The sequence below is a fragment of the Brevibacillus sp. 1238 genome, from assembly GCF_029892995.1.
GTDB classification, from domain to species: Bacteria; Bacillota; Bacilli; order Brevibacillales; family Brevibacillaceae; genus Brevibacillus; species Brevibacillus parabrevis.
This window is the reverse complement of record NZ_JARXWC010000001.1, coordinates 23779-48154: the sequence shown is the minus strand read 5'-3', so window position 1 is coordinate 48154 and position 24376 is coordinate 23779. Positions and strand designations below refer to the sequence as shown.

Here is a 24376-nt window from a genome sequence, read left to right as displayed (position 1 = left end):
CATAGATGTTGTCTCGTGATGTGATGTGGAATCAATCGTTTCTAGCCGAAAAGATAAGGCAGGATTTGTTTGCCCACGGCACCTTCCACAGCGGCAAGCAGTTGTTTGTTTCGCATCGTCGCGCTGAGAAGCAAGTTCTCTTTCGGGACGTGAATGACGGCAATTTGCTGTCCTTTTTCGATTTCCGCCGAAACAATCGGCTTCGCTGTATTGGCGTCGAGTGTCATGATCAGGTCCGGGAACGTGCCGAGCCGCTCTCCTTTGTGCTCCAATGTCATGTACTCGTTCCAGAAAGTCATCTCGTGCCCGCTAATCACTACGCGCCCGACGTCAAAACCGCCCGCTGTCGTCAATTCGCATTCATCTACGGAGCCTGCCGTCACAATGCGCCCGCCCAATTTTCGGCACACAGCTTCGATCGCAGCCTCGCCTTTTGCCCCGAGCAGTGCCTGCCCCACTTCAATCGCTTGGCTGATCGCTCCTGGCGCTCCATGCTCGCGGGCATAGCCTACGCTGATCGGATTGCGGGCCACGACTACCAGACCGCCCGTCTCGACCGACACTTTGCGCACCAGACCTGCCGCCTGCTGCAACTGTCCGCTCACACATACTTCATGGTAAAGCTCATCCTTGCCGCCGACTGCCGCCTGATGGGAAATGTAGCCCTCTACCTCATGCAGATTCATCGCTCCCATCGAACCAGTCGGATGGGCACGGCCGTTGCAAGGCAGGTCGATTACGGGCAATCCCGTCACTGCGGCCTGGAACCAGCCGTTTACGGTCGTTCCGGCGCCATTTTCATTGGTGATGATTCCTTTGATCGGTTGTCCGATCGTCTTTTCCAGCAGTTGCAGAGCGCGTACGTAGTGCATCGGCTTGACGTACTGATTTTCCGCAGCAGGCGCTCCGACCAGCGCAACGGTTGCCAACAAGTCATCGTCATTCATTTCATCTGCTGTCACCAGGACAGGAGAGCCGACTTCAAGGGCGAGACGTCCTGTCTCCATGCCATCCTCGATCCAGCCGCCCCCGCCGCCGCCAAGGACTGCTCCGCCGTAGACGGCCGCTTCCATCATTGCTTGATCCAGTATGATTTTCGCCATTTCGTTTCTCCTCCAGTTGCTTTATTTTTTCGCGAATTTGATCAGGGAGTTACAGAAACTGTAGAGCGCGTCACCTGCGATAAAACCTGCTGCGAGAATGCTCAGTGTGCTTTCCGCCTGTTTGCCCTTCACTTTCAGGACGACAAAGCGGATCAAAATTCCCGCCAGTACGGCCCAGCCCGCATTCGGGTTGAGAATCAGCAAACCTGTGGCAAACATGACGCCGAGCTGACGGTTGGAGCCGCCAATCAATTGCAGGAGCGCACCCGGAATCGCCCACAGGAACAACTGCTTGGCCACTTCCGGGGAAGTGCCTGCTGCGATTGTACTGGCGTAAACTTTGTCTACTGGCGGAATCAAGCCTTGCGAGAAAAAGCTTTGATAGGAAAAAGCAACGGTAATGAGCGCAACCCCGAAGGCAATCAATCCGGTAATGTACTGTTGCTTGCGACCGTCTACCTCCAGAGCCGCGTCTGCGCCCTGGCCGCGCAAAATGTAGCCGGTTTTCAAATCGTAGCCCATGTCGGCAAAAGCAGGCCCGGTCGCTGCGCTAAAGCCGACCAGAAGAGCGAGCGCGACAGGCGGGAAGCCAATCATCATCCCGATAATCAGCGTGATCAGTGCAATCGCAAACGCGGGGAACCAGCCGGAATGCATCGCCGCAATCCCCACAATCAGCTCGTGAACATAGGCAGCAAAAGCGGCGAACAACAGAAAGCCGATCAGCATGCCAAACGACATGTCCGTCATCAATCCGCCTGCAAGCGCAACAATCAGCGCTACGACGAGATATGCGACGAAGCCAAGCCCCAAGATGCGGGATGTCGTCTTTTCATTTTGGGTGTAGCTGTCCTCGGGATTGTTCGCGTTTCCTGCGGTGGCCGCAGCAGGCTTTTTCTTTTTCAAAATGATAAAAGCTACCTGGAACAGCGCGACGATCCCGGCCCCGATCATGAAGCCATGCGGAATGTACAGCGCGTTCAAGTCTTGATTGAACAACGGAACGGAATATTGCCGCAGCAAAAGACCGATTCCGAACATCGTGAGCGCCCAGATGTTCCCGATGAACGCCACCCCGAACGCCGACATCGAAATGCCGAGGTACGAGCCTAACAATCCAGCGCCTGTACCGACTCCCAGCAACACGCCGCGCTTGCCGCCTTTGTCTCCGGCGATAATCGCCTCGGCCGTTGCTACGCCAGGTGCCCATGTCCCGGAAGCGGGAAAAATTTTCGAATCAAACAGCTTGTACAACAGGGCCGTGTCCACAAACATCGCCAGTCCAGCCCCGATCAGCATCGGAATAATCAGCTCCGGCATGTTCATCGCAAACGGAATCCCGATCGGAATCAACAAACTGTTGGCAGCCCCGAACGTCGCAGAGGAGATCGACGTTTGCACCAGATTTTGCCGATGAGTCGAGCGGTATTTGGAGAAAATCTCCATCGGAATGCGCGCAATCAGCATCGCGGCAATCGCCCCGATAATCGATGTGCTCGGTGTGACCCCGAGTGAAGTAATCAGTTGCATCCCGATCATCGCCCCGAATACGGACAAGGCGATATTGAGAATAAGCGTCATTGGCTCAAATGCGGAGGGATGTTTTTCTCGTGGTGTCTTGTCTTTTTGCATAAGTAGCGCCTCCTTTGTTGAATGAATCATGATGAAAAGAAAAAATGGAAAATAGCCTTTTTGCAATCCAACTTATTTGTTGGCTAGTATTGCCAATCCGCTTCGCCTTTTGCCATGAAAGCGCCTCCACGTTCGCTGGCCAAAAGCTTTGTTGCTTTCCCCCCTTTTGCGCCACGTTTCTTTCTATTCTGTGTTTTTCCACTTTAACAAAAAAAAGACGCTTTCCCCTATGGGAAGCGTCCCAAAAGTTCGCACCCTTTTTTGGGCACGATCACAAACGGCCTGTCGTTATTCGAACGAATGAATGTCGACTCCCTGCGTTTTCCAGACTCGCATGGCGACATCCAAACGAAACCGCACCTCGGGATCATTCAAATCGGTTTGCAGAATCTCGCCAATTCGCTCCAGCCGATACAAGACCGAGTTGCGATGAATGAACATTTCCTCTGCGACCCGCTTTGTATTTCCCCCCGATTGAAGAAAAGCGCCCAATGTCGCCAGCAACTCTGTCCCGTACTCTTCGTCGTAGCGGACGAGCGGCTCGATCAGCATGGAGGTGAGCGCCGCCAGCACCGGATGACCTGTGTTGTCCAGCAGCAAGTCTTCGACGAGAATCTCGTGATAATGCACCATTTCCTGTTTCGGTCGCGTCTTGGCTCCGACAGCAATCGCTTTGTACGCTTCGCGCGAACTAGCCGGAACGTCTGCCAAATGCTCGCGCGCTCCCCCGATTCCTACAGCAAGCTGCCACTGGGCCGAAAACTCCTCTTGCAGAAGCGCCAGCTCCCTCATGAGTGCTTCCGCTTCCGCTTTTTGCTTGTCCGCTTCGGCAAAAGCCGATGAACAGAGCACGAGCAGCGAATCGTTGATGACGACTCCTTTGCGTGCATGCACCCCTGGCTTGTTCAGCTTTTGCAACAGCAGATGGTACACCTGCGCAAGCTGTTCATCCCGTTCCTTTTGCGCCATCTCAACCTTGCTTTGCACACGCATGACGATTACGTAATGATATTGCCTGAGCGAGATTCCCAGTTGCTTGGCCCGGTAGCGCAGCAAGTCTTCCTGGTGGGCAGAACCGGAAAACAGCTCGACCAAAAACGACTCCTGCTCTCGTTCCCGTTGCAACTGCTGTGACTGGCGGATCGTAAAGTCAATCGCCAACACGGTCACCGCATGATCCAGGCACATTTGTTCGAAGCGTTCCTGTTCTTTCAGTTCGCGCGAAATGGCAAGATAGCCCATCACCCTGCTGCCCACCTGGATCGGCCGCTTTTGTTGAATCTGCCTAACATCAAACTGCGACGTAGCACTCTCGATTTCCCCGTCCTCTTTCAGCACAGCCGCCTCGCAAGCGAGCATGTTCCCGATCAATACGACAAGCTCGGTCGTCCGCCGATTCAGGACGAGATTGGTAAACTGCTGGTTCACTTCCCGCACCTCGCGCAACAAAAACGCCTGGCGCTGAAGCACCTGGTCAATCACGGCATGCGTCATGTCGATAAACGAATTTTCCAGCGGGATATCAAACAGCGGGATACCGTACAAATTGCTTTTGTACAACGCCTCCGCAGGCACTTCCTGAATGACTCTCCTCGTCTTGATGCCGATAGCCGAACTGCCAATCCGATGCATTTCATCCAGCAAGCGGCAGAGCAGCATCGGCTCATGCCGAAACGCGTAACCTGTCGTAATAATCAGTTCGTTCGGCCGCAAAAAGCCTGTCAAATCAGGCATTTCCACGGAGCTTATGTAATAAATTTCTTTGGCGATTCCTGCGTGTCCGGCCATGATTTCCGATCCGCGAAACACAGGCAATTGCAACAGCCGCTCGACGGTAAAAGGAGAGTTTTCCATGACTTCACCTCTTCGCTTTTGACTCTTGGCTACATGCTACCACAAAATGCGGAGGGCAGAAAAACGGCAATAAAAAAGACCGTCATCACTTTGATAGGACAACGATCTCTTGTGCTTGTGCTGATTCAGTTTCTCCGCTTTTGTCTTCGTCGCTCGCTGTCTCATGTCAGCAAACACGAAAATGCTCCTGTTCAACTCCGGGTTGCGCTTGCCTTCCCGCGCCAATTTTTCCCGATGCTTGCGCGCGCTGCTTTTTGCCATTTTCACTCACTCCTTTGTGGCGGCCCGTTCGCTTTGGTACCGTCTGCGACTGCCATCCTTGTTGTTATCATAGTACGCCTGGTGCTGGTTTGCAACGAAAATAGGCGACGTCTACCAACACTTGTCCAAACCAATTGTTCGCTTGTGAATAAAGTAAAAGGGACAGGAGGTGTTCATCAAGATGAAAAAAACGGCAACACGCGTAGAAAACCAAGTGTACTCCACTCGCGTTCTGCGCTCGGAATTTGACAGAAACTGGCGCACATTCGTGTCCAGAAGCGGATACGTCGTTTATACGGCAACAGCTAACCAGGCCAAAATCATCGTCCTGTTGGCGGACGGTTCCAGAAAACTGCTGATTTTCGGCAAAGGCGGCAGAGTCCTCGTTGGCGGTGGGGGCACCAGTCATTATAGCAAACCCCACGTCGCACGCGATTTGTAAATGTCACCAAAACAGCCCCCCTGTGCGTTTAGGCGAGCAGGGGGGGTTGGCTTTATTCGTATGTAAACTTGTTGATTAACAATTTCAATTCCTCGGCATTTCTTCTCGCGATCTGCGCCAAATCAAATGCACTGCGGTTAAAAATCGTTTTTCCTACTCACGATACGCTAAAGGAGGGCTTTCCATTTAGGTAAAAAGGGGTATTCTCATAATAACTACAAGATGATACCATAATTTTACAGCTGGTAATATCAAGGAGGTACATTAATGTTAGCCTATTTTAGAGGTGCAGGCTGTTCATTATTCGTTGCAAGTATTCTACTTTATTTTTATGTAGTAAGTAGAGAAGGAGTAGTACCAGTAGATGATAGCGGTACATACTATATACTTCAAGGCTACATTATTGTATTAAATTTTGTCGGAGCACTTTTTGGATTGGCACTATATTTGAATTTATCAAGAAAAAAGTCACACAACGTATTGCTTAATATCGTTTTATTCGCACTACTTGGATTGGCGTATTCCATCGTTCTTTCGTTTTTATTGCCGTTCAAAATGATTACATTTGTAATTACGATTTGCGGTTCAATATTTTTTTATCTTGCTCAGCTTTCTACTAAACGCACTGCTTCTTACACAACTGCGATAGGTGGCCTGGTCGTATCCATTTCTATCTTTTTGTTGTTGTATTTTGTTTATTAGTTTTGAGCTGTCATTTTTCGAACCATACACAAAAAGAAACAGGCAGCTTTTAAAAAGGGCCTGTTTCTTTTCGTATATTTTGAGCTTCTATCTCCCTACCTGGAAATTTTGCCTTTACTCATACGTAAACTTGTTAATCAACACTTTCAATTCCTCGGACAACACCGACAGCGCTTGCGCCGACGAGGAAATTTCCTCCATGGAGGCGAGCTGTTCTTCGGAGGAAGCCGCTACTTCCTCGGCAGTTTCGGCATTGCCTCTCGCAATCTGCGCCAGATCGTTCGCAGCTGTCGTCACTTCATGCACCGCGTTTGCGATTTGTCCCGCAATGGCTGATACTTCGTCGATGAGCGGATTCGTTTGGCGGGTACTCTGGACGATTTCCTCAAACTTGTGGATCGTTTCCGTAGAGAGAGCCAAGCCTTCAGCCACATCCTGTCTGACTTTCTCCATGTTATCGACCGAGGCTCTCGTCTCTTTTTGAATTTCTGCGATCAATTCGACGATTTGCTTGGCTGACTCCTGGGATTGCTCTGCCAGCAAGCGCACTTCGGTCGCGACGACGGCGAAGCCTTTTCCGTGTTCGCCAGCGCGGGCTGCTTCGATCGCGGCATTGAGCGCCAGCAAATTGGTCTGCTGGGAGATGCCGCTGATGACTTCCGAGATCGAGCCGATTTCTTTGGAACGGTCGTACAGCGATTTTATCATTTGATCGGATTTCTCCACGGAAGCATGAATCGAGTTCATTTGCCCTACGACTTGCTGCACCGAGCTTCCGCCTTCATCCGCCTGCTCCGTCGTTTTCGTAGCGATATCCGCGAGAACCTGGACACTTTGCGTGATTTGGACGATTCCTTCCGACACCTCTTGGAGAGAGTGCACATTGCGCTCCGTGACTGCGGTCTGCTTTTCCGCCCCTCCTGCCACTTCCAGAACCGCATTCGTCACTTGCTCCGTAGCAATGCTTGTCTGCTGGGCACTTGCCGTCAACTGCTCGGACGAAGCGGCAACTTGCTCGGCTCGCGCTTCCACATCGGAAATGAGCGTGCGCAAATGCTCCTGCATCATGTTGAACGCGCGGCCAAGCTCGCCAAGCTCATCGCTCGTGCGCACTTCGATGGAATCGGTCAAAATGCCTTGGCTGACCCGGACCGCATGCTCTTTCACCTCGCGAATGCTTGCAATAATCGAACGCAAAATCACGAAAATGATCATCCCGCCCACGATCAAGCAAACCGCAATCGTCCAAAGCGTATGCGTATAGATCGGGCGGGCAGCCTCATCCACTTCCGAGCGGAGCATCGAACCAGCTACTTTCCAGCCCGTAGTCGGATTGGTCATAAAGTACATTTCTTTTGGCTGATCCTGAAACGAATACGAGAACTGGCCCGTCTCCGCCTGGTACAAGTTGTCATAGAAAGCTTCTTTTGCTTCCTCTCCCGCAGTCTCTTCCGGGTGCACAACGTACTTCTTGGTTCCATCCAACACCATCACGTAACCGTTCGTGCCGATATTCACGCTGCTGGCCACTTTTTTGATTTGCTCAATGCCGAGCGTAATGCCGATGACTCCAGAGCCGTCATCCGTCGCTTTGGCAATCGTTACGATGACTTCACCCGTAACGGCGGAAATGTACGGCGCGGTAATAATCGCCTTGCCTTTGCTCGCCATCGCGATTTTGTACCAGTCGCGGGTACGCGGGTCAAAGTCTGCCTTCACTTCCTGTCTGGGCGAGCGCATGTAACTCCCGTCTTCCGTCCCTAAACTGATACTCGCTACTTCCGGGTTCATCCCCATGTAAATATCGAGGAATTTCACAGCCTCCGAGTTGTCTTTTGCTGCATACATGCTCTTGTTGATCACTTTCGCCAAGTAGTCAGCGTCTTTCATTTTCGGCTCAAACGTATTGGAGATGATCGAATTTACGAGAGAAACATTTTCATTCGCGCTTGTCATGATCTGCTTCTCAATTTCCTGCTTGGCCTCCTGGAAAGACAAGGCTCCAACCACGAGGGAAGGGATAATCAGGATCAACAGAAACGTCACAATCAACTTGGTTTTGAAGCTTTTGATCCATTCTAGCTGTCTTACGTTCAAGTCTGTTCATCTTCTTTCCTTGTTGAATTTGGATAAAAAAGGACAATCGTTATAAGTCCTAATGACTAATATCGGTAACTGCCTAATGCTTTTTTAGTAAAAAGACGATAAAGTTTGTCGGCTTTGATACCCGGGATTGCCTGTAAAAGGGCAGCAGCATGCGTTTCCGGGCGAAAAAAAGGCTAGAAAAAAAGCCGGGATATCCCCCGACTTTTTTCCTGATTGCTTTTGCCCTATTGTTTATCGCTCGTTTTTCAGCTTGGTCAGCCGGATGAACTGCTCGTCTCTTGCGTGCAGCCTGTCCGCGACTGAGACGTGCTCGTACGAGTAGATGCCTGCTCCTGATTTGGTGCCCAGCTCGCCTTTGTTCACGTGCTCGCTAATAATCTGTGGAGCCGTAATAGATTGATCCAGTTCCGGCGCCAAATTGTCCATGACGCGCTGCCACGTATCCAGCCCGCCAAAATCAGCGGTCTCGATCGGCCCGACGAACGCCCAGCGAAAGCCGATGCCTGCTTTCATTACCGTATCGATGTCTTCCGCACTCGCCACGCCTTCCTCCAGCAAATGAAACGCCTCTCTCATCAACGCCGTTTGCAGGCGGTTGGCGATAAAGCCAGGCACATCTTTTTTCAGCAGCACGGGAGCTTTGCCGATTCGTTCCATCAGCTTGACTGTCGCTGTGACAACTTCCTCTGCCGTTTGTTCGTGGCGCACAATCTCGACAAGCGGAACGAGCTGCGCCGGATTGAAAAAGTGAGTGATGATAAAACGGTGCGGCAACTTTGCCTTTTCGATCAGCCGCGCGATAGAGAAAGTAGACGTATTGGAAGCGATAATCGCCTCCGGCTTGGCAAACTGCTCCAACTGGGCGAACAGCTGCCATTTCAGCTCGATCACTTCCGGCACAGCTTCCGTAATCACATCAGCCTCAGCCACTGCTTGCTGCAAATCGGTAGTCAGCACAATCCGCTCCAGTGCAGAGGACTTGTCCTGCTCCGTAATGACTCCCTCTTTTTCCAGCAAGTCCAGACTTTGTTCCACGCTCGCTTTTGCTTTGTGCAATAGTTCCTCCTGCAAATCGTAAAGCGAAACAGAGAAACCCGCCAACGCATATAGCTGGGCGATGCCATGCCCCATTACACCTGATCCGATTACTGCTACGTGCTTTATCATGTGGAGAACCTCCCGGGAAGTAGGTAGATCGCTTTTGCTTTGCGAAAATTTCCACAACGGGCGGACCAAATCCTGCTGGCAGCAAGCAGAAAAGCCGCACCCCCGGCTGGATCATCCCCGGACGTACGGCTTGCCTTTTTTACAAAAACCTGCGATGCACCTTTTTGCCGTCATAGGTGAACATGACTTGCCGGTCTTCCACGACTGTCTCCAGGTGGATATTTTTTCCCCACAAGGTGTAAACGTAAGGCAGCGTCTTCTCGACGTACTTCACGTCCAGCTCCAAGCCCTCGAAGTGGTGCTTGAGCAATAGCTCTCCTGAGCGCAAATAGTCGCCGTCATGCACCAGCACATATGGGAAGCCGCCGTTTACCCGCGTCCCGGCCAGACCGTCGCGCACCTGCTCCCACTGTTTTTCCGTTACGACCCAGTCGTTGCCCTGCTTGCCGAACATGTACAGGTCGAGGTCGCTCACCAAGTCTTTTGTCAGGAAGTTGCGGATAAAGCTGATGTCGGATTCCAGCTCGCGCACCTCAAACAGCTTGGCGCGTCCTTCGCCCGGCTTGCGGCCAAAGCGCTCCTGCTCTTCCTGCGTCGGATTGTCCCAGCGTCTTTCAATGTCCTCAAAAATTTTCAAGCCGAGATGGTACGGGTTAATGCTTGTCGTCGACGGCTGGATGACTGAGGAATGCAGCTTGGCAAATTCAATCGTCTCCGCCTCCGTCAGCTCCATCTCCCGCAGAATGCGCATATGCCAGTAGGTCGCCCAGCCTTCGTTCATGATCTTCGTCTCCATCTGCGGCCAGAAGTAGAGCATCTCGTCGCGGATGATCGTCAGCACATCGCGTTGCCAATCGTCCAGCACATTGCTGTACTCCATGATGAACAGCAGCAAGTCTTTTTCCGGAGCCGGCGGGAATTTGCGCACTTGCTTGGCGGGATCAGCCTCCACTTTTTCTTTGCGATCCAGTCCCCACAGGTCATCGTAAGGCGATGTCCGCTCATACTTCGCTTTTTTCTGCGGCTCTTCCCCTTCCCGCTTCCATCTCAGCTTGGGACGCAGCAAGCTCGGATCAATATGCTCCTGTATCGCCAGGCTCGCATCCAGCAAGTTCTCGACCGCTTCCTTGCCGTGCTCGATCTCGTACTGGCGAATCCGCTCGCCGCTCGCCGCCATGCTCTCGACCATATCGCGGTTCGTATTGGAGAAGCGCATGTTGTTTTTAAAAAAGTCGCAGTGAGCCAGCACATGGGCAACGATCAGCTTGTTTTGGATCAGCGAGTTGCCGTCCAGAAGAAACGCATAGCACGGGTTGGAGTTGATGACAAGCTCGTAAATTTTGCTCAGGTTCAGGTCGTATTGCAGTTTCATCCGGTAAAAGCTCTTTCCAAAACTCCAGTGCGAGAACCTGGTCGGCATGCCGTACGCGCCAAACGTGTAGATGATGTCTGCCGGGCATATTTCGTATCGCATCGGATAAAAATCAAGGTTGAACCCCTTGGCTATCTCCGTGATCTCGTCAATGGATCGCTCCAGTTCTTTGCGCTCGTCGCCTGTCATTGCCTTTCCCCCTCCATTCGCCAAAGCCTACTTTATGTATATGGGGCAAGTGGAGAAAAGACGCCACGGTTCTTGGAAAAAACGGTTGGAGTGGCAGGGAAGTGTTTTGACAACAAAAAAACGTCTCCTTTTGAGGAAACGCCTTCATCGAGTTTAGTCATTCTTTATTCTTGGGTACTTAAAAGCCCTCATATGTCATGCTATCTCACACTCTTTGTATTTTTGTGCTCATTAATTGTTCAAGTACGCTCTCGATCTTAGCCATCTCTTTTTCCTTTGAAATCCACCCATTTCGACTCCAAATGCGATGAATAACCCATCCCTTTTCTTCTAAAAATCTTTGTCTGTATATATCCCTTTCCCGCGCAACCTTAGAGGAATGATACATCGCCCCGTCACATTCAATACCAAGAATGTATTTCTCCTTCGTAATCGGGTCCAAAATCTCTAAATCTATTCGATAACCTGAAAAGCCAATCTGCGTATGAACATCATATCCCCGATTCCGAAGAGCATTATATACTTCCTCTTCAAACCCACTGTCAAAAATCAACTGATTGTGCATTTCTTGAACATTGGTTCCATCAACTAGGCCATTTAATATGGACTGGGCAAGTAATCTATCGTTATCTGAGATGGCTTTTCCATATTCCAGATATCTTTTTAACAGCCTTACCCCTTTTGCATATGTCTCTACCCATGACCAACCACTTGGTTCAAATGAGCATACAATATACACTTTCCTTTTTGCACGTGTAATAGCCACATTTAATCGATTTTCCCCACCGTCACGTGACAATGGGCCGAATTGACTTACCATTTTTCCATCGATATCTTTGGCATACCCAACTGAAAAAAGGATAATATCTCGTTCATCCCCCTGAACATTTTCAATATTTTTCACAAAAAGCCCGACATTCTCTTCATCATTTTTTCGATTTTTGGCTTCTTCGATAAGGAATTGGTACTGTTTCAACGATCTGCTCGGCTTCCAGTCTGTTTGATCGGTTCAACCAATGCCCATTAACAGGTATAAATTCGATAGGCTTCGATTTCTTGTCCGTTGATACTGTAGGTGCTATCTGAACTCGTTTGTCATAAAATGCGTAGTTTGAAAAATTGATTAGCTCTTCGTACTGCGAGCGATAATGCCAAGCCAACCATTTTTCTGGAAACTTAGGCTTTGCCCATTCCAATAAGCTCTTTGCTTGCTTCTCATCCCCAGCTACCACCTTTTTCCAGTAATACACGTGGATAAAAGCATAATTAAGGGCTGTCCCAAAAATCAGACATCTGACTTTCGGGACAACCCTATACACAATCGGTCTAAGATTTTAATGCCTTTAGCCGACGGAAATATCAATATTTTGAACAGTATTGTCGATTGAATCAACATCTAATTTTATAGTATGGACATTATCGTCTATGCTTTCTGTAATATTCTTAATCGACTCAACAGCAACTGTCATATCAATAAGATAGTCCTCGATCTTATCCACGCGCTCATTTAAAACCTTGATCTCACCTAGTATTTCCACCAAAACGCTTACTACATCTTCAAGAGTTGCCATTTTTTGCTCCTCCTAATTCGGTCAAATGAACATAATTCAGGCGATCCTCATTTCCAGAATATTTTAATTGAAAATTTCCAATATGTCTATTTCTTTAGCCCTATATCACAAATATGTAATGCACGCAGCGATGTTAGATAAGGCAATTAGCTTACTTGCTTTGCCACGCTTGAATCAATATGCTTCTAAATCGCCAGGCTGGCAAGAACTTGTTCCCCCAATAAAAAAGCGCCCCCATCCAGGAGACGCCTTCGCTTTGTTCACGCCTGCGTGTCGTCCTTATTTTTGGAACCAGTCACGCACGCCCGAATAAATAAGAGCACCGGAGAAGACGAGCATAGCGATCAGGCCAATGCCGTCCACCACTGGATTCAGCCCGTTCAAAAACGTGCCGTCCAACGGGGTGTTCAACAAAGCATAGCCGCCGAGCAGACCGCCAGCCAAGGAAAGCCATTTGTTCATGTCCACGTCACCTCCCTATGCAACAGCCTAAAAATGAAACCGCTGCAATACTTCACTCTATGTCAGAGGCTGACAAGCGGTCTGTACGTTCGTCCAACACACTGTTCATCAAATTGCAATTGGGCATAGCTCATCCTTGTGCGGTACAATAATAATGGATATTTGTGCCTGATTTCGATCATCTGAAGGAGTGAATGACGCATGAAGCTGTTTTTGCTGCTCGGCAGTGTCAGCGGTTTTCTTTCGGTTGCGCTTGGAGCATTCGGTGCCCACGCCCTGAAAGAAAAGCTGGATGAATATTCGCTTGGCATTTTTCATACGGGAGTGACGTACCAGACGACTCACGCTCTGGCACTCGTGCTCGTCGCTTTGCTGCTCAAATGGTATCCGGACTCTTCCGGGCTTGTCTGGGCGGGATGGTGCTTCGCAGCCGGAACTGTGATCTTTTCCGGCAGTCTCTACACATTGGCCATGACCGGGATCAAAGTGCTCGGGGCGATTACCCCGATCGGCGGCGTCCTGTTTCTCGCTGGCTGGGCACTGCTTGCCTTCCACGCCTGGAAAGCCGTATCGTAACCGCTCCATACCTCAGACGTCATCGTACGCCCAACGCTCGCTGTTTGGGCGTTTTTCTCTGTAAAAGAAGCAGCGCCGCACCCCGGATAGACGAATGCCATATGCTGTAGGGCTGGCACTACTGAATCGGTAAGGAGAAAAGAACATGACCAACTCCTCCTACTATTACGGCCTGCCTGATATTTACATGCAGATGGGCTACTTTCCCTTTCCCACACCTCCGCCCACTGCACCGCTGAACCGCAACATGCCCGTCCCATACACCATGCCAATCTCCGATCCATGCAAGCACTTCCTCGGGCAATCGGAAAAAATAGTCGCTCAAGACGGCGAGCACGGCTTCGCTTCTCTGGTCAATCCGCTTCGCTCTGGCGTGCTTTTATACGTAAACCAGTGGCTGATCACGAATCCGCAAGCTTGCCCTCTCGAAGCGCACATCTGGTTTGGCAAAGCAACTGGCATCGCCAAAGCCAAAGCATCGGCGCAAGTGACGTCCGGCTACATCCAGCTTGCTGCCTGTCCCGCAGCTCAAGGGCAGATCATGTACGGATCAGACCATCCACCCGGCAATCCAGACGGAGTCTTCGCCTCGATCCGCATCGTCCCGCCGATGGCGACAGCGGGCGAGCAACCAAACGGCCAGTGGCTCATCGGTCCGGGAATGGCCTTGACGATTCGCGTCCCGGATACAGGCGAGCAACCGGCTTTTTATGTTTACATGAACTGGTGGGAGCACCCGTTATAGGAGGGAAAAAGCCATTCGCTTTTTCCCCGCCCTCTTTTCCATAACCATAACTGCCCCTGAAAGCAAAAAAACGAAGACACAGGCATCGCCCCGTCTTCGTCGTATCGGCTACTATTTTTTACATGTTGAAAACCTATAGACCCTCTGCTACAATGGGAATTGGTCTGTAGGTGACTTTCAAAACAACTATCATTCTATCTCCAATATAATCTTACCACATTGCAACATCCTTGTCAAACCTTCAGATCAAAAAAGGGGAACGAAAAAGGAGCGGTACCATGAGCGCTACTGATCAAGAAAGGCAAAACGAACAGCAACGGGTTGAGACAGTCATCACTGAAATCAGCAACCGGATCACCGACCTCGAACAGCAGGTACAAGTCGTAAGTGAAGATATCGTCGGAATCCGCAAGCATTTTTGGGACGATGTGACCGTCAACTTCGAGGATGCCACCGAGGCGATCGAGACGTACGTCAGCATCAAGCAGCAAGCTGAAGTATTGTCGGAGCGGGAGCGCAGCCAGCGTCATGCCCAGAATCAGTTGCGTACCATGCAGCGATTGATGCACTCTCCCTATTTTGGCCGGATTGATTTTCACGAAGAAACCGAGCCTGGTTCAGAACGCATTTATCTCGGAATCGCCTCTTTACTGGACAAAAACGACGAGCATTTTCTCATTTATGACTGGCGGGCACCGATCTCCAGCCTGTACTACGACTATTCCCCCGGCCCGGCTCACTATGACACGCCAAGCGGGGTCGTCTCAGGAAAGATTACGTGCAAGCGGCAATATATCATCCGCGATGGACAACTGCTTCACATGTTCGATACTGGCGTGACCATCGGCGACGAGCTGCTTCAGGAAGTGTTGGGCAAGCAAGCCGATTCGCAAATGAAAAGCATCGTCGCCACGATCCAGCGTGACCAGAACCGGATTATTCGCAACGAAAAAAGCCGCTTGCTGATCGTCTCCGGGGCAGCCGGCAGCGGCAAGACTTCGGCCGCCCTGCAACGGGTCGCCTATTTGCTCTACCGCTATCGCAAGACTTTGACCGCAGAGCAGATCGTCCTGTTTTCCCCCAACTCGCTGTTCAACAGCTACATCTCGACGGTTCTTCCCGAGCTGGGCGAGGAAAACATGCAGCAAACGACTTTTCAAGAGTACGCCCAGCATCGGCTTGGCGATTCCTTTTCCCTGGAAAATTCGCTGGAGCAAATGGAGTACGTGCTTACCGCCCATGACGAACCTGGCTACGAGGCAAGGCTTGCGGCGATTCGCTGCAAATCGTCCGCGCCTTTCCTGCGCGTGATGAATCAGTACGCGGATCGCCTCATGCGAGGAGGCATCGTGTTCCGTCCGATTTCGTTTCGCCAGGGCACGCTTATTTCCGCCGCGCACATACAGGAGCTGTTTTATTCCCATGACACCTCTCTGCCGATCCCGAACCGGATGGCTCTGGTGGCACGAGCTTTGCTCGCGGAAGTCAAACAGCTGGAACGGCGCGAGCGCAGTAAACCGTGGGTCGAGGACGAGGTGCAATTGCTCGATAAAGATGCTTATGTAGCCGCCTATCAGCAGCTTCGCCGCAAAAAGCAGTTTCGCGACGATTCTTTCGACGACTTCGACCGCGAGCAGGAGCTGCTGGCAAAGCGGGTGGTCAAACAGCATTTTCAGCCGGTTCGCGACTCGATTGCTTCGCTGCAATTTATTGATATACAGGCCACTTATCGCCAAATGTATGCCGACCAGGCGCTGCTCGACCAGTTGCTGTCGGATGAGCCGTCCCTGAGTTCAGCTGCATGGCCCGCGATCTGTTCGCTGACCCTGGAGTGCTTGGATCAAGGCAAGCTGACACAGGAAGACATTCCGCCTTATTTGTACTTGCAGGAGCGCCTGGAAGGCAAGCAGACGAACAATCTCGTCCGCCATGTATTTCTCGACGAAGCCCAGGATTACTCGGCGTTTCAGTTTGCGCTGATCAAAAACTTGTTTCCGCGCGCCAAAATGACCGTGCTCGGCGACTGGAATCAGGCGATTTACGCGCATGCTGCGCACGACGAAAGCTTCGGCACAGTCTCCTCGCTCTTTGAACCAGAAGAGACAGAAACATTCGTGCTGACGAAAAGCTACCGCTCTACCTTGCCGATTGTCCGGTTCACGAAGCAGCTGGTCGCAGGCGGCGAGCAGATCGAGCCTTTCAACCGGGATGGCCGGATGCCGACCGTGACGAAGGTACACAGCGACGCCGAGCTTACACAGCAGATTGTCGAGCGGGTGAAAAAGCTGTCGGCAAACGGCCACAAGACGATTGCCGTCATTACGAAAACAGCTGCGGAAGCCGAGAAAGCGCATCAGAGTCTCGCTGCGCTTTTGCCGATTCGTCTGATTACCACCTCTACCTTGTCCTACGATACAGGCAATCTCGTCATCCCGTCGTACTTGGCAAAAGGGGTCGAGTTCGATGCCGTCATCCTATACGACGCTTCTGCCAAGAGCTACAGCCGGGAAAGCGAACGCAAGCTGTTTTATACCGCTTGCACACGCGCCATGCACGAGCTGCATCTTTACTACCGCGATGCAAAAACGTTCTTGCTCGACCACGTATCCGCGAGCAGCTACGAGCATCTGGAAACGGACAACTGATCACAAAAGACCCGGCTGCGCCACTCTGGCTTAACCGGGTCTTGCTTTTGTCGGTTTAAGGCCGACATAGATCGCGACCAAAAGCAAAATCAGATCCAGTTCATACCCGCCGATAAACCCTTTCTCCCACTTCACCGTCACAATCGCTCCTGCCATAACCCCTGCCAGTCCCCACGCCGCATAGCTCGCTCCGATCCCCAGCAAAAAGGCCAGTCCGCCAATCAGCTCGATGGCAAGCACCAGAAAAGCAAGCCACCCCGGCAAGCCGAGATCGCCAAACATTTCGCTGACCGCCCCCATCCCCCGCTGCAGCTTCGCCAGACCATGGAGCAAAAACAGCACGCCAGTCGCCATCCGCAAAACAACGAACGCTCTCTCGTAAGCCATAGCTCGCCCCTCCTCACCACTACCATATGCCAGTCGCGGGACAATCAGTCGTGCTCGGCATGACGTTCGGTCAGCGCACCTATGGGCAGCTCTGCGGTCGAACCGAGCCACAGGGCAATCAATCATGATCAGCATGACGTTCGGCGCTACAGCGAGAGATCAGTTCAAACCTCGTCTGTCGGCAGCGCGGGCAGCCTTTGCTTTTCAACGCTTCAATCGTTTTCACCCGCTCGTTGACCCCAACCTTGACCACCTGAGCGCAGCGCTTGCAGCGATACAGTCGCCGCGAACGCACTTCTTCTCCGGTGTACAGCGGCTTTCTGTACGCTTCCTTCACGATTGGAGCCGTCTGCTCGGTAGTGACGAGCACGATCATCTGGCCTTTTCCGCCCAGCAGTTGTGCCCCCTCGTACTCGTTAAAATGACTGAGAACTTCCCGGACGCTCAATCCCGCCTGCACGAACTGCTGCTGCATCTGCAACGTAAAATCGGGCGACTTGTGCGCAAAAGACAAGAAAACAGGCAGTCCTTTGCGCGGCTGCAAACCGCTGATTCCCCGTGACAAAAACAGGGACATCCCTTGCAGCGTATACGGCGGATCGGTAAAAAAGCAATCGAACTGACGATGCAACCGCGCAGGCAGCGGCTCGCGCAAATCGGCGTGATGGCATTGGATCGCCAAGTTCCGCTGCTGCGCTACATCCCTGATATATTGCAAAAAGCGCTGATCAATATCGACAACCTCAATCTTGCCTGCGCCCCCCGCTTTTCCTGGAAACAACCGTTTGAGCAAAAGGGCGAGCGACACGCTGACCAAGTCGTCGTCGCCCACGCACAATACTTTCTTGCCGACAAGCGCATGGTTCCGCAGACAAAGCAGCGCCCGGCGCATACTCGTCTCTGCCGTGCATTTTGCCTGATCGAGCTGCACATTCACTTGCGGCCGCTTGGACAAGATGCTCTCCAACTCGTTGTACACGTCCGCCAGCTCGTTTTTCCAGGCCGACTCGTCTTGCATCAGCTTGCTGTACAAAGTCCGGTCCAGCCCGCCGAACCCAAGTCCATTTTCCACGTAGGCCAAGCCGTCTTCCGTGCAAGCCAAGCCGTTTCTCGCTTGCAACGCCCCGGCCTTGATCAGTTCTTTTTTGATTGCAGTCGCCACCGGAACAGGCAGCATGACTTTTCGCGCCAACTCTTTGCCAGGCAAGCCCGGCTGAAAATAACAATGCAGCAGGAACTGCTCAATCACTTGCGGCCCTTCCTGCAATTGAACTTGACGATACGTTTCTTCTATATAGTTGCGATAGTTGCGCATGTGTACGCCTCTTTTCATTAGGGATATGCCTCCCTCTCCCTGCGCCGAAGCGGTCATAGTGCTTCCCCTTTATCTGAGGAGCAAAGTGATGACCGCAAGCGGACACACCCACTTGCATGAAAAAAAGGCAGCGAAGAACACATGGTTCCCCTCTGCCTTGGGTGCGCAGAAAAAATCGTAGCCGCTGATACAAAAAAACCGTGCAAAAAGAGCACGGTTCCGGCGACTGATCGGATTGGGCAGGTCGATGACCGTTGTTCTTAACCAATGAAGCTCTCCCTGTTCCCATCACAAACAAACCACTTGCTAGATGGCTTTTTGCGAAAAAATGGGAGAACTTTATCCAATTGGACTAGTTAAGCACAAACGCCGACATCAACATTTCCCCTAGTGAAAAGATTTGAGTTCCAGTATATAGCTTTTCACAAATACAGGCAATACTCTTTTTGTTTGACTAGCTGACAGTTTTCACTTGTACACTCTCTTGCATGCTTCGCTGCTCATGAAGGCGGCGGCCTAACCAGTAAAAGACCAAGCTGACCATGGCAATCGCGCCCATCATGACAAACATCGTCGGCCCGCCGTATGCGTGCAGCACGATTCCGCCCGCCCACGGCCCGAGAAAGCTGCCGAGCATGCTGACGCTCTGCGCTCCGTAATAGGTGCCGCGCATATTCGCCGGGCTGATTTGGTCGATCTGCGCATACTCGGCTGGCACGATCAAAATTTCTCCCAACGTAAAGACGATCATCGCAGCTACGAACCAGCTCCACGTAGCCGAAAAGGCGAAGCCCAGCTCTCCGACCGCCATTAGCGCCGCTCCCGCTGCAATCCGCGAAAACAAGGAATAACGCTCAACCAGTCGCGTCAGAGGCACTTGCAACAGCAGCACCGTAAAGCCGTTGGCACTCATCAACACGCCAAACAAGGCGACGCCTTCCGTTATGTTTTCACGCAAATACTGGGACAACGTAACAGACATCTGCCCATGAACCGTCACCAGCAAAATTCCGCCCACGACAAAAGACAGCAGAGCCACGTCTTTTTTCAAGATGCTCCAGATTTGCTGCAAGCTCGCTTTCTCTGTTGTCGCCTGCCCGCCAGCAGCGCCATCTGAGACGCGATACTTTTGGCACACGATCCATAGCACAGCCGCAAAACAAAGCGTGGAGAACGCCGTAAGCATAAAAGCAATCCCGCTGCCCGCAATGCCTAAAAACGCTCCCAGCATCGGCCCGATAGCCACTCCGAGGTTTATCGCCAAATAGCGGTTGGAAAACACCCGAAACCGTTTCCCTTCCTCCGTCAAATCGCCCATCATCGCTTTCGACACCGTTCCGTAAAAAGACGCCGACAAACCCATCAACAAACTGATCAGCAAAAGCACCAGCAGATTGCCGAAAAAGACGAAACCGACGAAAGCTGCTGCCATCAATACCATGGAAAAAATCATCAGCTTTTGCCTGCCGAACAAGTCCGACAAAATCCCGCCGAGGAAGCCGCCAACTGTGCCCGCCAAAGGCCCCGCGCCGATAATCAACCCGATGTAGGCAGGCGTCAGCGTCGTCGTCTCGCTCAAGTAAATCGCCAGAAACGGCATGCTCATCGATTGCGTCAGGCTGACGAACACCGTGCCCGCCATCAGCAGATGCACAATCGGGTGATACGCCTCCCAAACTTTTTTCCACTTATTCATCGGTCATTCTCCTTGCTTCCTCCTTGTGCAAAAAGGAACGCAACAGCACAGGCAGACGATCGACGAATGACTCGCGCAAGCTGTAGGCTGCAATCGTTGTGCTGCCGTTATAGTGCGCGCGAATCAGTCCAGCCCGGCGAAGCGCCGTGACGTGGTGGTGGACCGTGCTTTTGGCGAGCGACACCTGCTCTTGCAGCTCTCCCAGCGTACTCTTTTTTTCAGCGAGGCACCGCAAAATGTGCAGCCTTTTTTCATCCGCCAAACACTGGGCAAGCGGCAGAAGCTCAAGCAATGGCTGCGGCTCGGTTTGTCCGGCATCTCTGACCGGATACAAGCACGTGGCCAGTCCGCGGTAAAAATCGAGAACGGACGTAGGCGCACAGTGATATTGCGGGATGAGCACGACCTCTTGCAAATCGGGCATAGGCTCGATCCAGATGCCGTTTGACGCATGGTCGATCAGCTCGATCGCGGTCATTTTTCCCGCCAACTCCGTCATTTCCTCCGCGCTTCGCTCCAGACTCGTGACAATGGCTGGCGAGATCCGGGAAAAATAATGCTCATTCCATCGCGCCAAAAGCGACACGCTATGATCGCGGATTTCACCGAGATTGAGCGGGATCGTCTCCACCCATGGAGCGAGCAGCTCGTAAATTTCTCCGGGAGGCAGCTTTTCCAGCCAGCCGAGAAAGTCCGCCACCGATTTTTTCTCCGGGGCTTGCGCGACCAATAGCACCAGTCTGTGCAGCACCTCCCAGCGCTCATCCTCCAGCTCTTGGGCGAACGCTGTGGGCAGCTGTTGCTTCGTTTCTTCCTTCCAGGAGACGCCAAGCTGCAAATGCTTTCGTTCCTTTTCGTAAATGTACGCATACAAGCTGATGATGCATTCATAGGCAGCAGACCATTCGATTCTAATAGAATATGGGTTATTCATTCGATCACCATCGAACATCAGATTTTTTATTAGTGTAGCATCTCCGCTCGTTTTTGAAAAGGCCCGTCTCCCGCGAGCTTTTTCCGAAGTACAGATTAAACCTGACACCCGCTATTTTCCCCAACAAAAAACCCCGCCAGAATCTCCGGCGGAGTAGATGACAAACCTGACTTTAGCCTGGTTACGTTAAACAAGTTAGACGACTTAGACAAACGGCGGGTCCCACGCTTTTTTGCGCCAGCCCAGGCGATGATCGACCACATTCAGCTCGCGATCCAGCACGACATCTACTCCAAACGGCAGTTTCCGGTTGTACCAGAAGCGGACGTCGCTCCAGGTGACTTCATATCCGTCCTGCGATTCTTTCCAGGTGACGTGGATGCGCTGGGCAAATCCGAGAAAAGCGCGCACGCCGTCCACACCGACCGTAGCCTGAATGATCTCGTCGCGGCACTGCTTGGAGTATACGTCTTCGAGCAGCACATGGTCATACTCGATTCTCCCCGTATAAAACCGCTGCTCGGCTTCGATGACAAACCGCCAGTGAAACGGATGCAGACTCGGCAATACGTGGCATACGCCCGCTGTATTCAAGGCGCTTTTCACACGCTTGACTTGCCGCTGATGCTGCCAGCACCGCAAAGCAATGTAAGCAAAAGTCAAGCCGTACGCAACCGGGAACAACACCGTCGCGTCTCCCTGGAAGCCGAGCCACCAGATGGCAGCCGCCAAATGAATGGCGAACAGAAACGGTTCAAAAATCGCCAGCACATCCAGGTGAACCCATTTGCGGCTGAACGGTCGGACACACTGCACACCGTACGCGTTCAGCATATCCAAAAAGACGTGCAGCACGACAGCCGCAAGCGTGCAGCCGTACAATATTCCGATGTGCTGCATTTGCCCAAAGCCCCAGGCCACAGGGAGCGAAATGAGCAGCGGCCAAATGAACAGGGCGGGGATAGAATGAGTGATCCCCCGATGAAAACGGATGTAAAAAGAGATCCCGCGAAGCCTGGCCACTGTGTCAAAATCGGGCGCGTGTGACCCGACTACCGTCGCGACCATTACCGCTTGCGCCAATCCAGGATCGTGCGCAACGGCAGGAGTGAGCTGGGCGAGGCCCGCAAGCGTGACCCCAAGCAAAAGATGACTGGCAGTGTCCATGATGATACCTCCCTTTGCATGGCTATCCCTTCCCTCTCACTGTACAAAATGAACGCGACGATTCCATAAATCCCAGGTAAAAGTTATCCGAAGTTTTGCCGGCGCATCTTTACAAGATCTCTACGAATCGGCGGCAGGCATAAAAAAACAGCACCGCGATTGTCGTGTACATCCAACAATCGCGGTGCTGTTCATACTCGGACAGGCAGCTTGCCCGCTGTTTAGGTCAGGCGCAGAAATTCGTCGATATCGGCCACAGCCAGATCGACCGCTTTTTGCCAGAACTCGACGGTCGTCATGTCTTCGCCCAGATGCTTTTTCGCCAAATCTTCGACCATCAGACGGCCCGTATCCTGGAGAAGCGCATCGTACTTCGCCGCGAAGCTTTCGCCTTCCTCCAGAGCACGCGCATACACGCTCAGGCTGAACAAATAGCCGAAGGTGTACGGGAAGTTGTAAAACGGGTACGAAGTGATGTAAAAGTGCAGCTTGGAAGCCCAGAAGTGCGGCTCGTATTCCGCCAGTGCGCCTTTGAACGCCTGCTTTTGCGCTTCTTCCATGATCCGATCCAGCTCGGCTGCGCTGACCAGACCTTTTTTGCGCTGCTCGTAGAAGTTTTTCTCGAACAGGAAGCGGGCGTGGATGTTCATGAAGAACGCGACGACTGATTGCAGCTTGTCTTCGAGCAGGACGAGACGCTCTTCGTCGTTCGCAGCATTTTTCACGGCAGCGTCAGCCAAAATCATTTCCGCAAACGTCGAAGCTGTCTCGGCTACGTTCATCGCGTAGTTTTGCGCGAGCGCTGGCAAATCCCACATCACTTGCTGATGATACGCATGCCCCAGCTCGTGGGCCAGCGTAGACACGTTGCTTGCGCTTCCGGCATACGTCATGAACACGCGGGACTGCTTGCTCACAGGGAAGCTGGTGCAAAATCCGCCCGGACGTTTTCCAGGGCGATCTTCCGCCTCGATCCAGCCTTCTTTGAAAGCTTTCTCGGCGAATTGCGCCATGCTCGGATTAAAGCGGTTGAAGTGCTCGACGATCAAGGCTGCTGCCTCGTCATAGGACACTTTTTTGTGCACGTTGCCAACTGGCGCGGAGACGTCGGACCAGCTCAGCTTTTCAACGCCAAGCAGCTTGGCTTTGCGCTCCAGATAGGCCACCAGACGGTCTTTGCGATTGTCGATCGCTTGCCACATCGCATCGAGCGTCTTTTCCTGCATGCGCCCGATATCGAGCGGCTCGCGCAGTACGGACTCCCAGCCACGGTGACGGTACAGAGCCAGGCGGAAGCCGCCGAGATGGTTGAGGGCTTGTGCGCACAGCTCCGTTTCCTTGCCCCACGCTTCTTTCCATTTGGCAAACACTTGGTCGCGCACAGCGCGGTCCGGATGGCTCATCAGGTTGGAGGCTTGGCCTACGGAAAGCTGCTTCGTCTCCCCGTCCAGCTCCACTTCAATCGTCATGCGCCCTACTACCGCGTTGTACAAATCTTGCCAAGCGTGATAGCCGTCTACAGCCAGATCGCTCGCCAGCACTTCCTGTTCAGGAGTGAGCTTTTCCTGGGCGCGGCGGCGGCGTTCGTTCAGCACAAAAGCAAGCGGTTGCAATTCTTCGTCTGCAAGCAGCGCGTTCCATGCCGCTTCGTCAATGCGCAGCAATTGCTCATCCCAGCGCGTCAAAACAGCGCCGAATGCCGCAGAGATCGTTTTCACGCGTCCGCCGAGCAGCTTGGCGCCCTCGTCCTTCACGTTTTGCGCTGTCAGGCAAGAAATGAAAGCGCCTGCTTGTCTCACCCGCACGGCAATGCTTTGCACTTCGGCAACGACATCGACAAACGCAGCTTTTTCCTGCAAGTTCAGGGCCGCATCCTCAACCCGGCCTTTCAAAGTTGCGATATCTTTTTCCAGTTGCTCCAAAAATGCATGGAACGAAGCGGACTCACTTCCACCGGAAAACAACACATCCAAATCCCAACGTTGTGGCAATGCTTGTGACATATGTATCCCTCCTCAAAAACTCTTGATAAAATAATTTCTATAACAAC

21 protein-coding genes are annotated in these 24376 nt (G+C 52.2%); 5 read left to right on the top strand and 16 right to left on the bottom strand.

From position 1 onward, the window contains the following. Nucleotides 1-41: 41 nt before the first annotated feature. The 4 genes from M2298_RS00210 to M2298_RS00195 form a co-directional block, all read right to left on the bottom strand. Nucleotides 42-1103 (bottom strand): DUF917 domain-containing protein, encoded by a 1062-nt coding sequence (locus M2298_RS00210; RefSeq protein WP_173596026.1) that lies wholly within the window; start codon nucleotides 1101-1103, stop codon nucleotides 42-44. 21 nt (nucleotides 1104-1124) lie between these two features. After that, complete coding sequence (locus tag M2298_RS00205; RefSeq protein WP_173598476.1) at nucleotides 1125-2735, bottom strand: OPT/YSL family transporter; 1611 nt, start codon at nucleotides 2733-2735, stop codon at nucleotides 1125-1127. Nucleotides 2736-3023: 288 nt separating this feature from the next. Beyond that, nucleotides 3024-4589 carry a PucR family transcriptional regulator gene (locus M2298_RS00200; protein WP_280648080.1) on the bottom strand — a complete coding sequence of 522 codons (1566 nt, stop codon included), beginning with the start codon at nucleotides 4587-4589 and terminating at the stop codon, nucleotides 3024-3026. Nucleotides 4590-4625: 36 nt separating this feature from the next. Continuing rightward, nucleotides 4626-4850, bottom strand: a complete 225-nt coding sequence (locus M2298_RS00195) for a hypothetical protein (RefSeq protein ID WP_122962765.1) — start codon at nucleotides 4848-4850, stop codon at nucleotides 4626-4628. 181 nt (nucleotides 4851-5031) lie between these two features. On the opposite strand from M2298_RS00195, the gene M2298_RS00190 reads away from it, so the two are divergent. After that, nucleotides 5032-5292: a hypothetical protein gene (locus tag M2298_RS00190; protein WP_122962764.1), complete on the top strand. Its 261-nt coding sequence runs from the start codon at nucleotides 5032-5034 to the stop codon at nucleotides 5290-5292. A 267-nt stretch (nucleotides 5293-5559) separates the two neighbouring features. Then, nucleotides 5560-5994, top strand: a complete 435-nt coding sequence (locus tag M2298_RS00185; RefSeq protein WP_217021861.1) for a hypothetical protein — start codon at nucleotides 5560-5562, stop codon at nucleotides 5992-5994. 114 nt (nucleotides 5995-6108) lie between these two features. Here the strand turns inward: M2298_RS00185 and M2298_RS00180 are convergent, their stop codons facing one another. The 6 genes from M2298_RS00180 to M2298_RS00155 all read right to left on the bottom strand — a co-directional run bounded on the left by M2298_RS00180 (nucleotide 6109) and on the right by M2298_RS00155 (nucleotide 12861). Then, nucleotides 6109-8091, bottom strand: coding sequence for a methyl-accepting chemotaxis protein (locus tag M2298_RS00180; protein WP_217021860.1), 1983 nt, complete (start codon nucleotides 8089-8091; stop codon nucleotides 6109-6111). Nucleotides 8092-8331: 240 nt separating this feature from the next. Continuing rightward, nucleotides 8332-9267 carry a 3-hydroxyacyl-CoA dehydrogenase family protein gene (locus M2298_RS00175; protein ID WP_122962759.1) on the bottom strand — a complete coding sequence of 312 codons (936 nt, stop codon included), beginning with the start codon at nucleotides 9265-9267 and terminating at the stop codon, nucleotides 8332-8334. A gap of 139 nt (nucleotides 9268-9406) precedes the next feature. Then, a complete protein-coding gene (locus M2298_RS00170; protein ID WP_122962758.1) occupies nucleotides 9407-10828 on the bottom strand; it encodes a SpoVR family protein in 1422 nt (473 codons plus the stop codon). 205 nt (nucleotides 10829-11033) lie between these two features. Continuing rightward, nucleotides 11034-11804 (bottom strand): AAA domain-containing protein, encoded by a 771-nt coding sequence (locus M2298_RS00165; RefSeq protein ID WP_280648079.1) that lies wholly within the window; start codon nucleotides 11802-11804, stop codon nucleotides 11034-11036. Between the two features lie 367 nt (nucleotides 11805-12171). Next, nucleotides 12172-12399 (bottom strand): hypothetical protein, encoded by a 228-nt coding sequence (locus M2298_RS00160; RefSeq protein WP_173596021.1) that lies wholly within the window; start codon nucleotides 12397-12399, stop codon nucleotides 12172-12174. A gap of 279 nt (nucleotides 12400-12678) precedes the next feature. Next, a complete protein-coding gene (locus tag M2298_RS00155) occupies nucleotides 12679-12861 on the bottom strand; it encodes a hypothetical protein (protein WP_122962756.1) in 183 nt (60 codons plus the stop codon). 201 nt (nucleotides 12862-13062) lie between these two features. Between M2298_RS00155 and M2298_RS00150 the strand changes: the two genes are divergently transcribed. The 3 genes from M2298_RS00150 to helD all read left to right on the top strand — a co-directional run bounded on the left by M2298_RS00150 (nucleotide 13063) and on the right by helD (nucleotide 16827). Then, nucleotides 13063-13437 (top strand): DUF423 domain-containing protein, encoded by a 375-nt coding sequence (locus tag M2298_RS00150; protein ID WP_122962755.1) that lies wholly within the window; start codon nucleotides 13063-13065, stop codon nucleotides 13435-13437. Between the two features lie 145 nt (nucleotides 13438-13582). Beyond that, nucleotides 13583-14182, top strand: a complete 600-nt coding sequence (locus M2298_RS00145) for a DUF6143 family protein (protein ID WP_280648078.1) — start codon at nucleotides 13583-13585, stop codon at nucleotides 14180-14182. A gap of 278 nt (nucleotides 14183-14460) precedes the next feature. Then, nucleotides 14461-16827: an RNA polymerase recycling motor HelD gene (helD, locus tag M2298_RS00140; RefSeq protein ID WP_280648077.1), complete on the top strand. Its 2367-nt coding sequence runs from the start codon at nucleotides 14461-14463 to the stop codon at nucleotides 16825-16827. 30 nt (nucleotides 16828-16857) lie between these two features. Here helD and M2298_RS00135 read toward each other — a convergent pair whose 3' ends face one another. From M2298_RS00135 to M2298_RS00110, 6 genes are all read right to left on the bottom strand, one after another. Beyond that, nucleotides 16858-17214, bottom strand: a complete 357-nt coding sequence (locus tag M2298_RS00135) for a DoxX family protein (protein ID WP_122962752.1) — start codon at nucleotides 17212-17214, stop codon at nucleotides 16858-16860. Between the two features lie 118 nt (nucleotides 17215-17332). Further along, the gene (locus M2298_RS00130; RefSeq protein ID WP_254223219.1) at nucleotides 17333-18547 is read right to left on the bottom strand and encodes a bis-aminopropyl spermidine synthase family protein; all 1215 of its coding nucleotides are present in this window, start codon (nucleotides 18545-18547) and stop codon (nucleotides 17333-17335) included. 436 nt (nucleotides 18548-18983) lie between these two features. Continuing rightward, a complete protein-coding gene (locus M2298_RS00125) occupies nucleotides 18984-20225 on the bottom strand; it encodes an MDR family MFS transporter (RefSeq protein WP_217021857.1) in 1242 nt (413 codons plus the stop codon). Then, the gene (locus tag M2298_RS00120) at nucleotides 20218-21159 is read right to left on the bottom strand and encodes an ArsR/SmtB family transcription factor (protein ID WP_217021856.1); all 942 of its coding nucleotides are present in this window, start codon (nucleotides 21157-21159) and stop codon (nucleotides 20218-20220) included. Before M2298_RS00120 ends, M2298_RS00125 begins: the two co-directional genes overlap by 8 nt. Before the next feature lie 204 nt (nucleotides 21160-21363). Continuing rightward, nucleotides 21364-22326: a metal-dependent hydrolase gene (locus tag M2298_RS00115; RefSeq protein ID WP_122962749.1), complete on the bottom strand. Its 963-nt coding sequence runs from the start codon at nucleotides 22324-22326 to the stop codon at nucleotides 21364-21366. 221 nt (nucleotides 22327-22547) lie between these two features. After that, nucleotides 22548-24329: a M3 family oligoendopeptidase gene (locus M2298_RS00110; protein ID WP_122962748.1), complete on the bottom strand. Its 1782-nt coding sequence runs from the start codon at nucleotides 24327-24329 to the stop codon at nucleotides 22548-22550. Nucleotides 24330-24376 lie beyond the last annotated feature (47 nt).

Coding starts and splice junctions, on each gene's coding strand:
- M2298_RS00210 (WP_173596026.1), bottom strand. CDS start 1,103: ATGGCGAAAATCATACTGGATCAAGCAATGATGGAAGCGGCCGTCTAC.
- M2298_RS00205 (WP_173598476.1), bottom strand. CDS start 2,735: ATGCAAAAAGACAAGACACCACGAGAAAAACATCCCTCCGCATTTGAG.
- M2298_RS00200 (WP_280648080.1), bottom strand. CDS start 4,589: ATGGAAAACTCTCCTTTTACCGTCGAGCGGCTGTTGCAATTGCCTGTG.
- M2298_RS00195 (WP_122962765.1), bottom strand. CDS start 4,850: ATGGCAAAAAGCAGCGCGCGCAAGCATCGGGAAAAATTGGCGCGGGAA.
- M2298_RS00190 (WP_122962764.1), top strand. CDS start 5,032: ATGAAAAAAACGGCAACACGCGTAGAAAACCAAGTGTACTCCACTCGC.
- M2298_RS00185 (WP_217021861.1), top strand. CDS start 5,560: ATGTTAGCCTATTTTAGAGGTGCAGGCTGTTCATTATTCGTTGCAAGT.
- M2298_RS00175 (WP_122962759.1), bottom strand. CDS start 9,267: ATGATAAAGCACGTAGCAGTAATCGGATCAGGTGTAATGGGGCATGGC.
- M2298_RS00170 (WP_122962758.1), bottom strand. CDS start 10,828: ATGACAGGCGACGAGCGCAAAGAACTGGAGCGATCCATTGACGAGATC.
- M2298_RS00160 (WP_173596021.1), bottom strand. CDS start 12,399: ATGGCAACTCTTGAAGATGTAGTAAGCGTTTTGGTGGAAATACTAGGT.
- M2298_RS00155 (WP_122962756.1), bottom strand. CDS start 12,861: ATGAACAAATGGCTTTCCTTGGCTGGCGGTCTGCTCGGCGGCTATGCT.
- M2298_RS00150 (WP_122962755.1), top strand. CDS start 13,063: ATGAAGCTGTTTTTGCTGCTCGGCAGTGTCAGCGGTTTTCTTTCGGTT.
- M2298_RS00145 (WP_280648078.1), top strand. CDS start 13,583: ATGACCAACTCCTCCTACTATTACGGCCTGCCTGATATTTACATGCAG.
- helD (WP_280648077.1), top strand. CDS start 14,461: ATGAGCGCTACTGATCAAGAAAGGCAAAACGAACAGCAACGGGTTGAG.
- M2298_RS00135 (WP_122962752.1), bottom strand. CDS start 17,214: ATGGCTTACGAGAGAGCGTTCGTTGTTTTGCGGATGGCGACTGGCGTG.
- M2298_RS00130 (WP_254223219.1), bottom strand. CDS start 18,547: ATGAAAAGAGGCGTACACATGCGCAACTATCGCAACTATATAGAAGAA.
- M2298_RS00125 (WP_217021857.1), bottom strand. CDS start 20,225: ATGAATAAGTGGAAAAAAGTTTGGGAGGCGTATCACCCGATTGTGCAT.
- M2298_RS00120 (WP_217021856.1), bottom strand. CDS start 21,159: ATGAATAACCCATATTCTATTAGAATCGAATGGTCTGCTGCCTATGAA.
- M2298_RS00115 (WP_122962749.1), bottom strand. CDS start 22,326: ATGGACACTGCCAGTCATCTTTTGCTTGGGGTCACGCTTGCGGGCCTC.
- M2298_RS00110 (WP_122962748.1), bottom strand. CDS start 24,329: ATGTCACAAGCATTGCCACAACGTTGGGATTTGGATGTGTTGTTTTCC.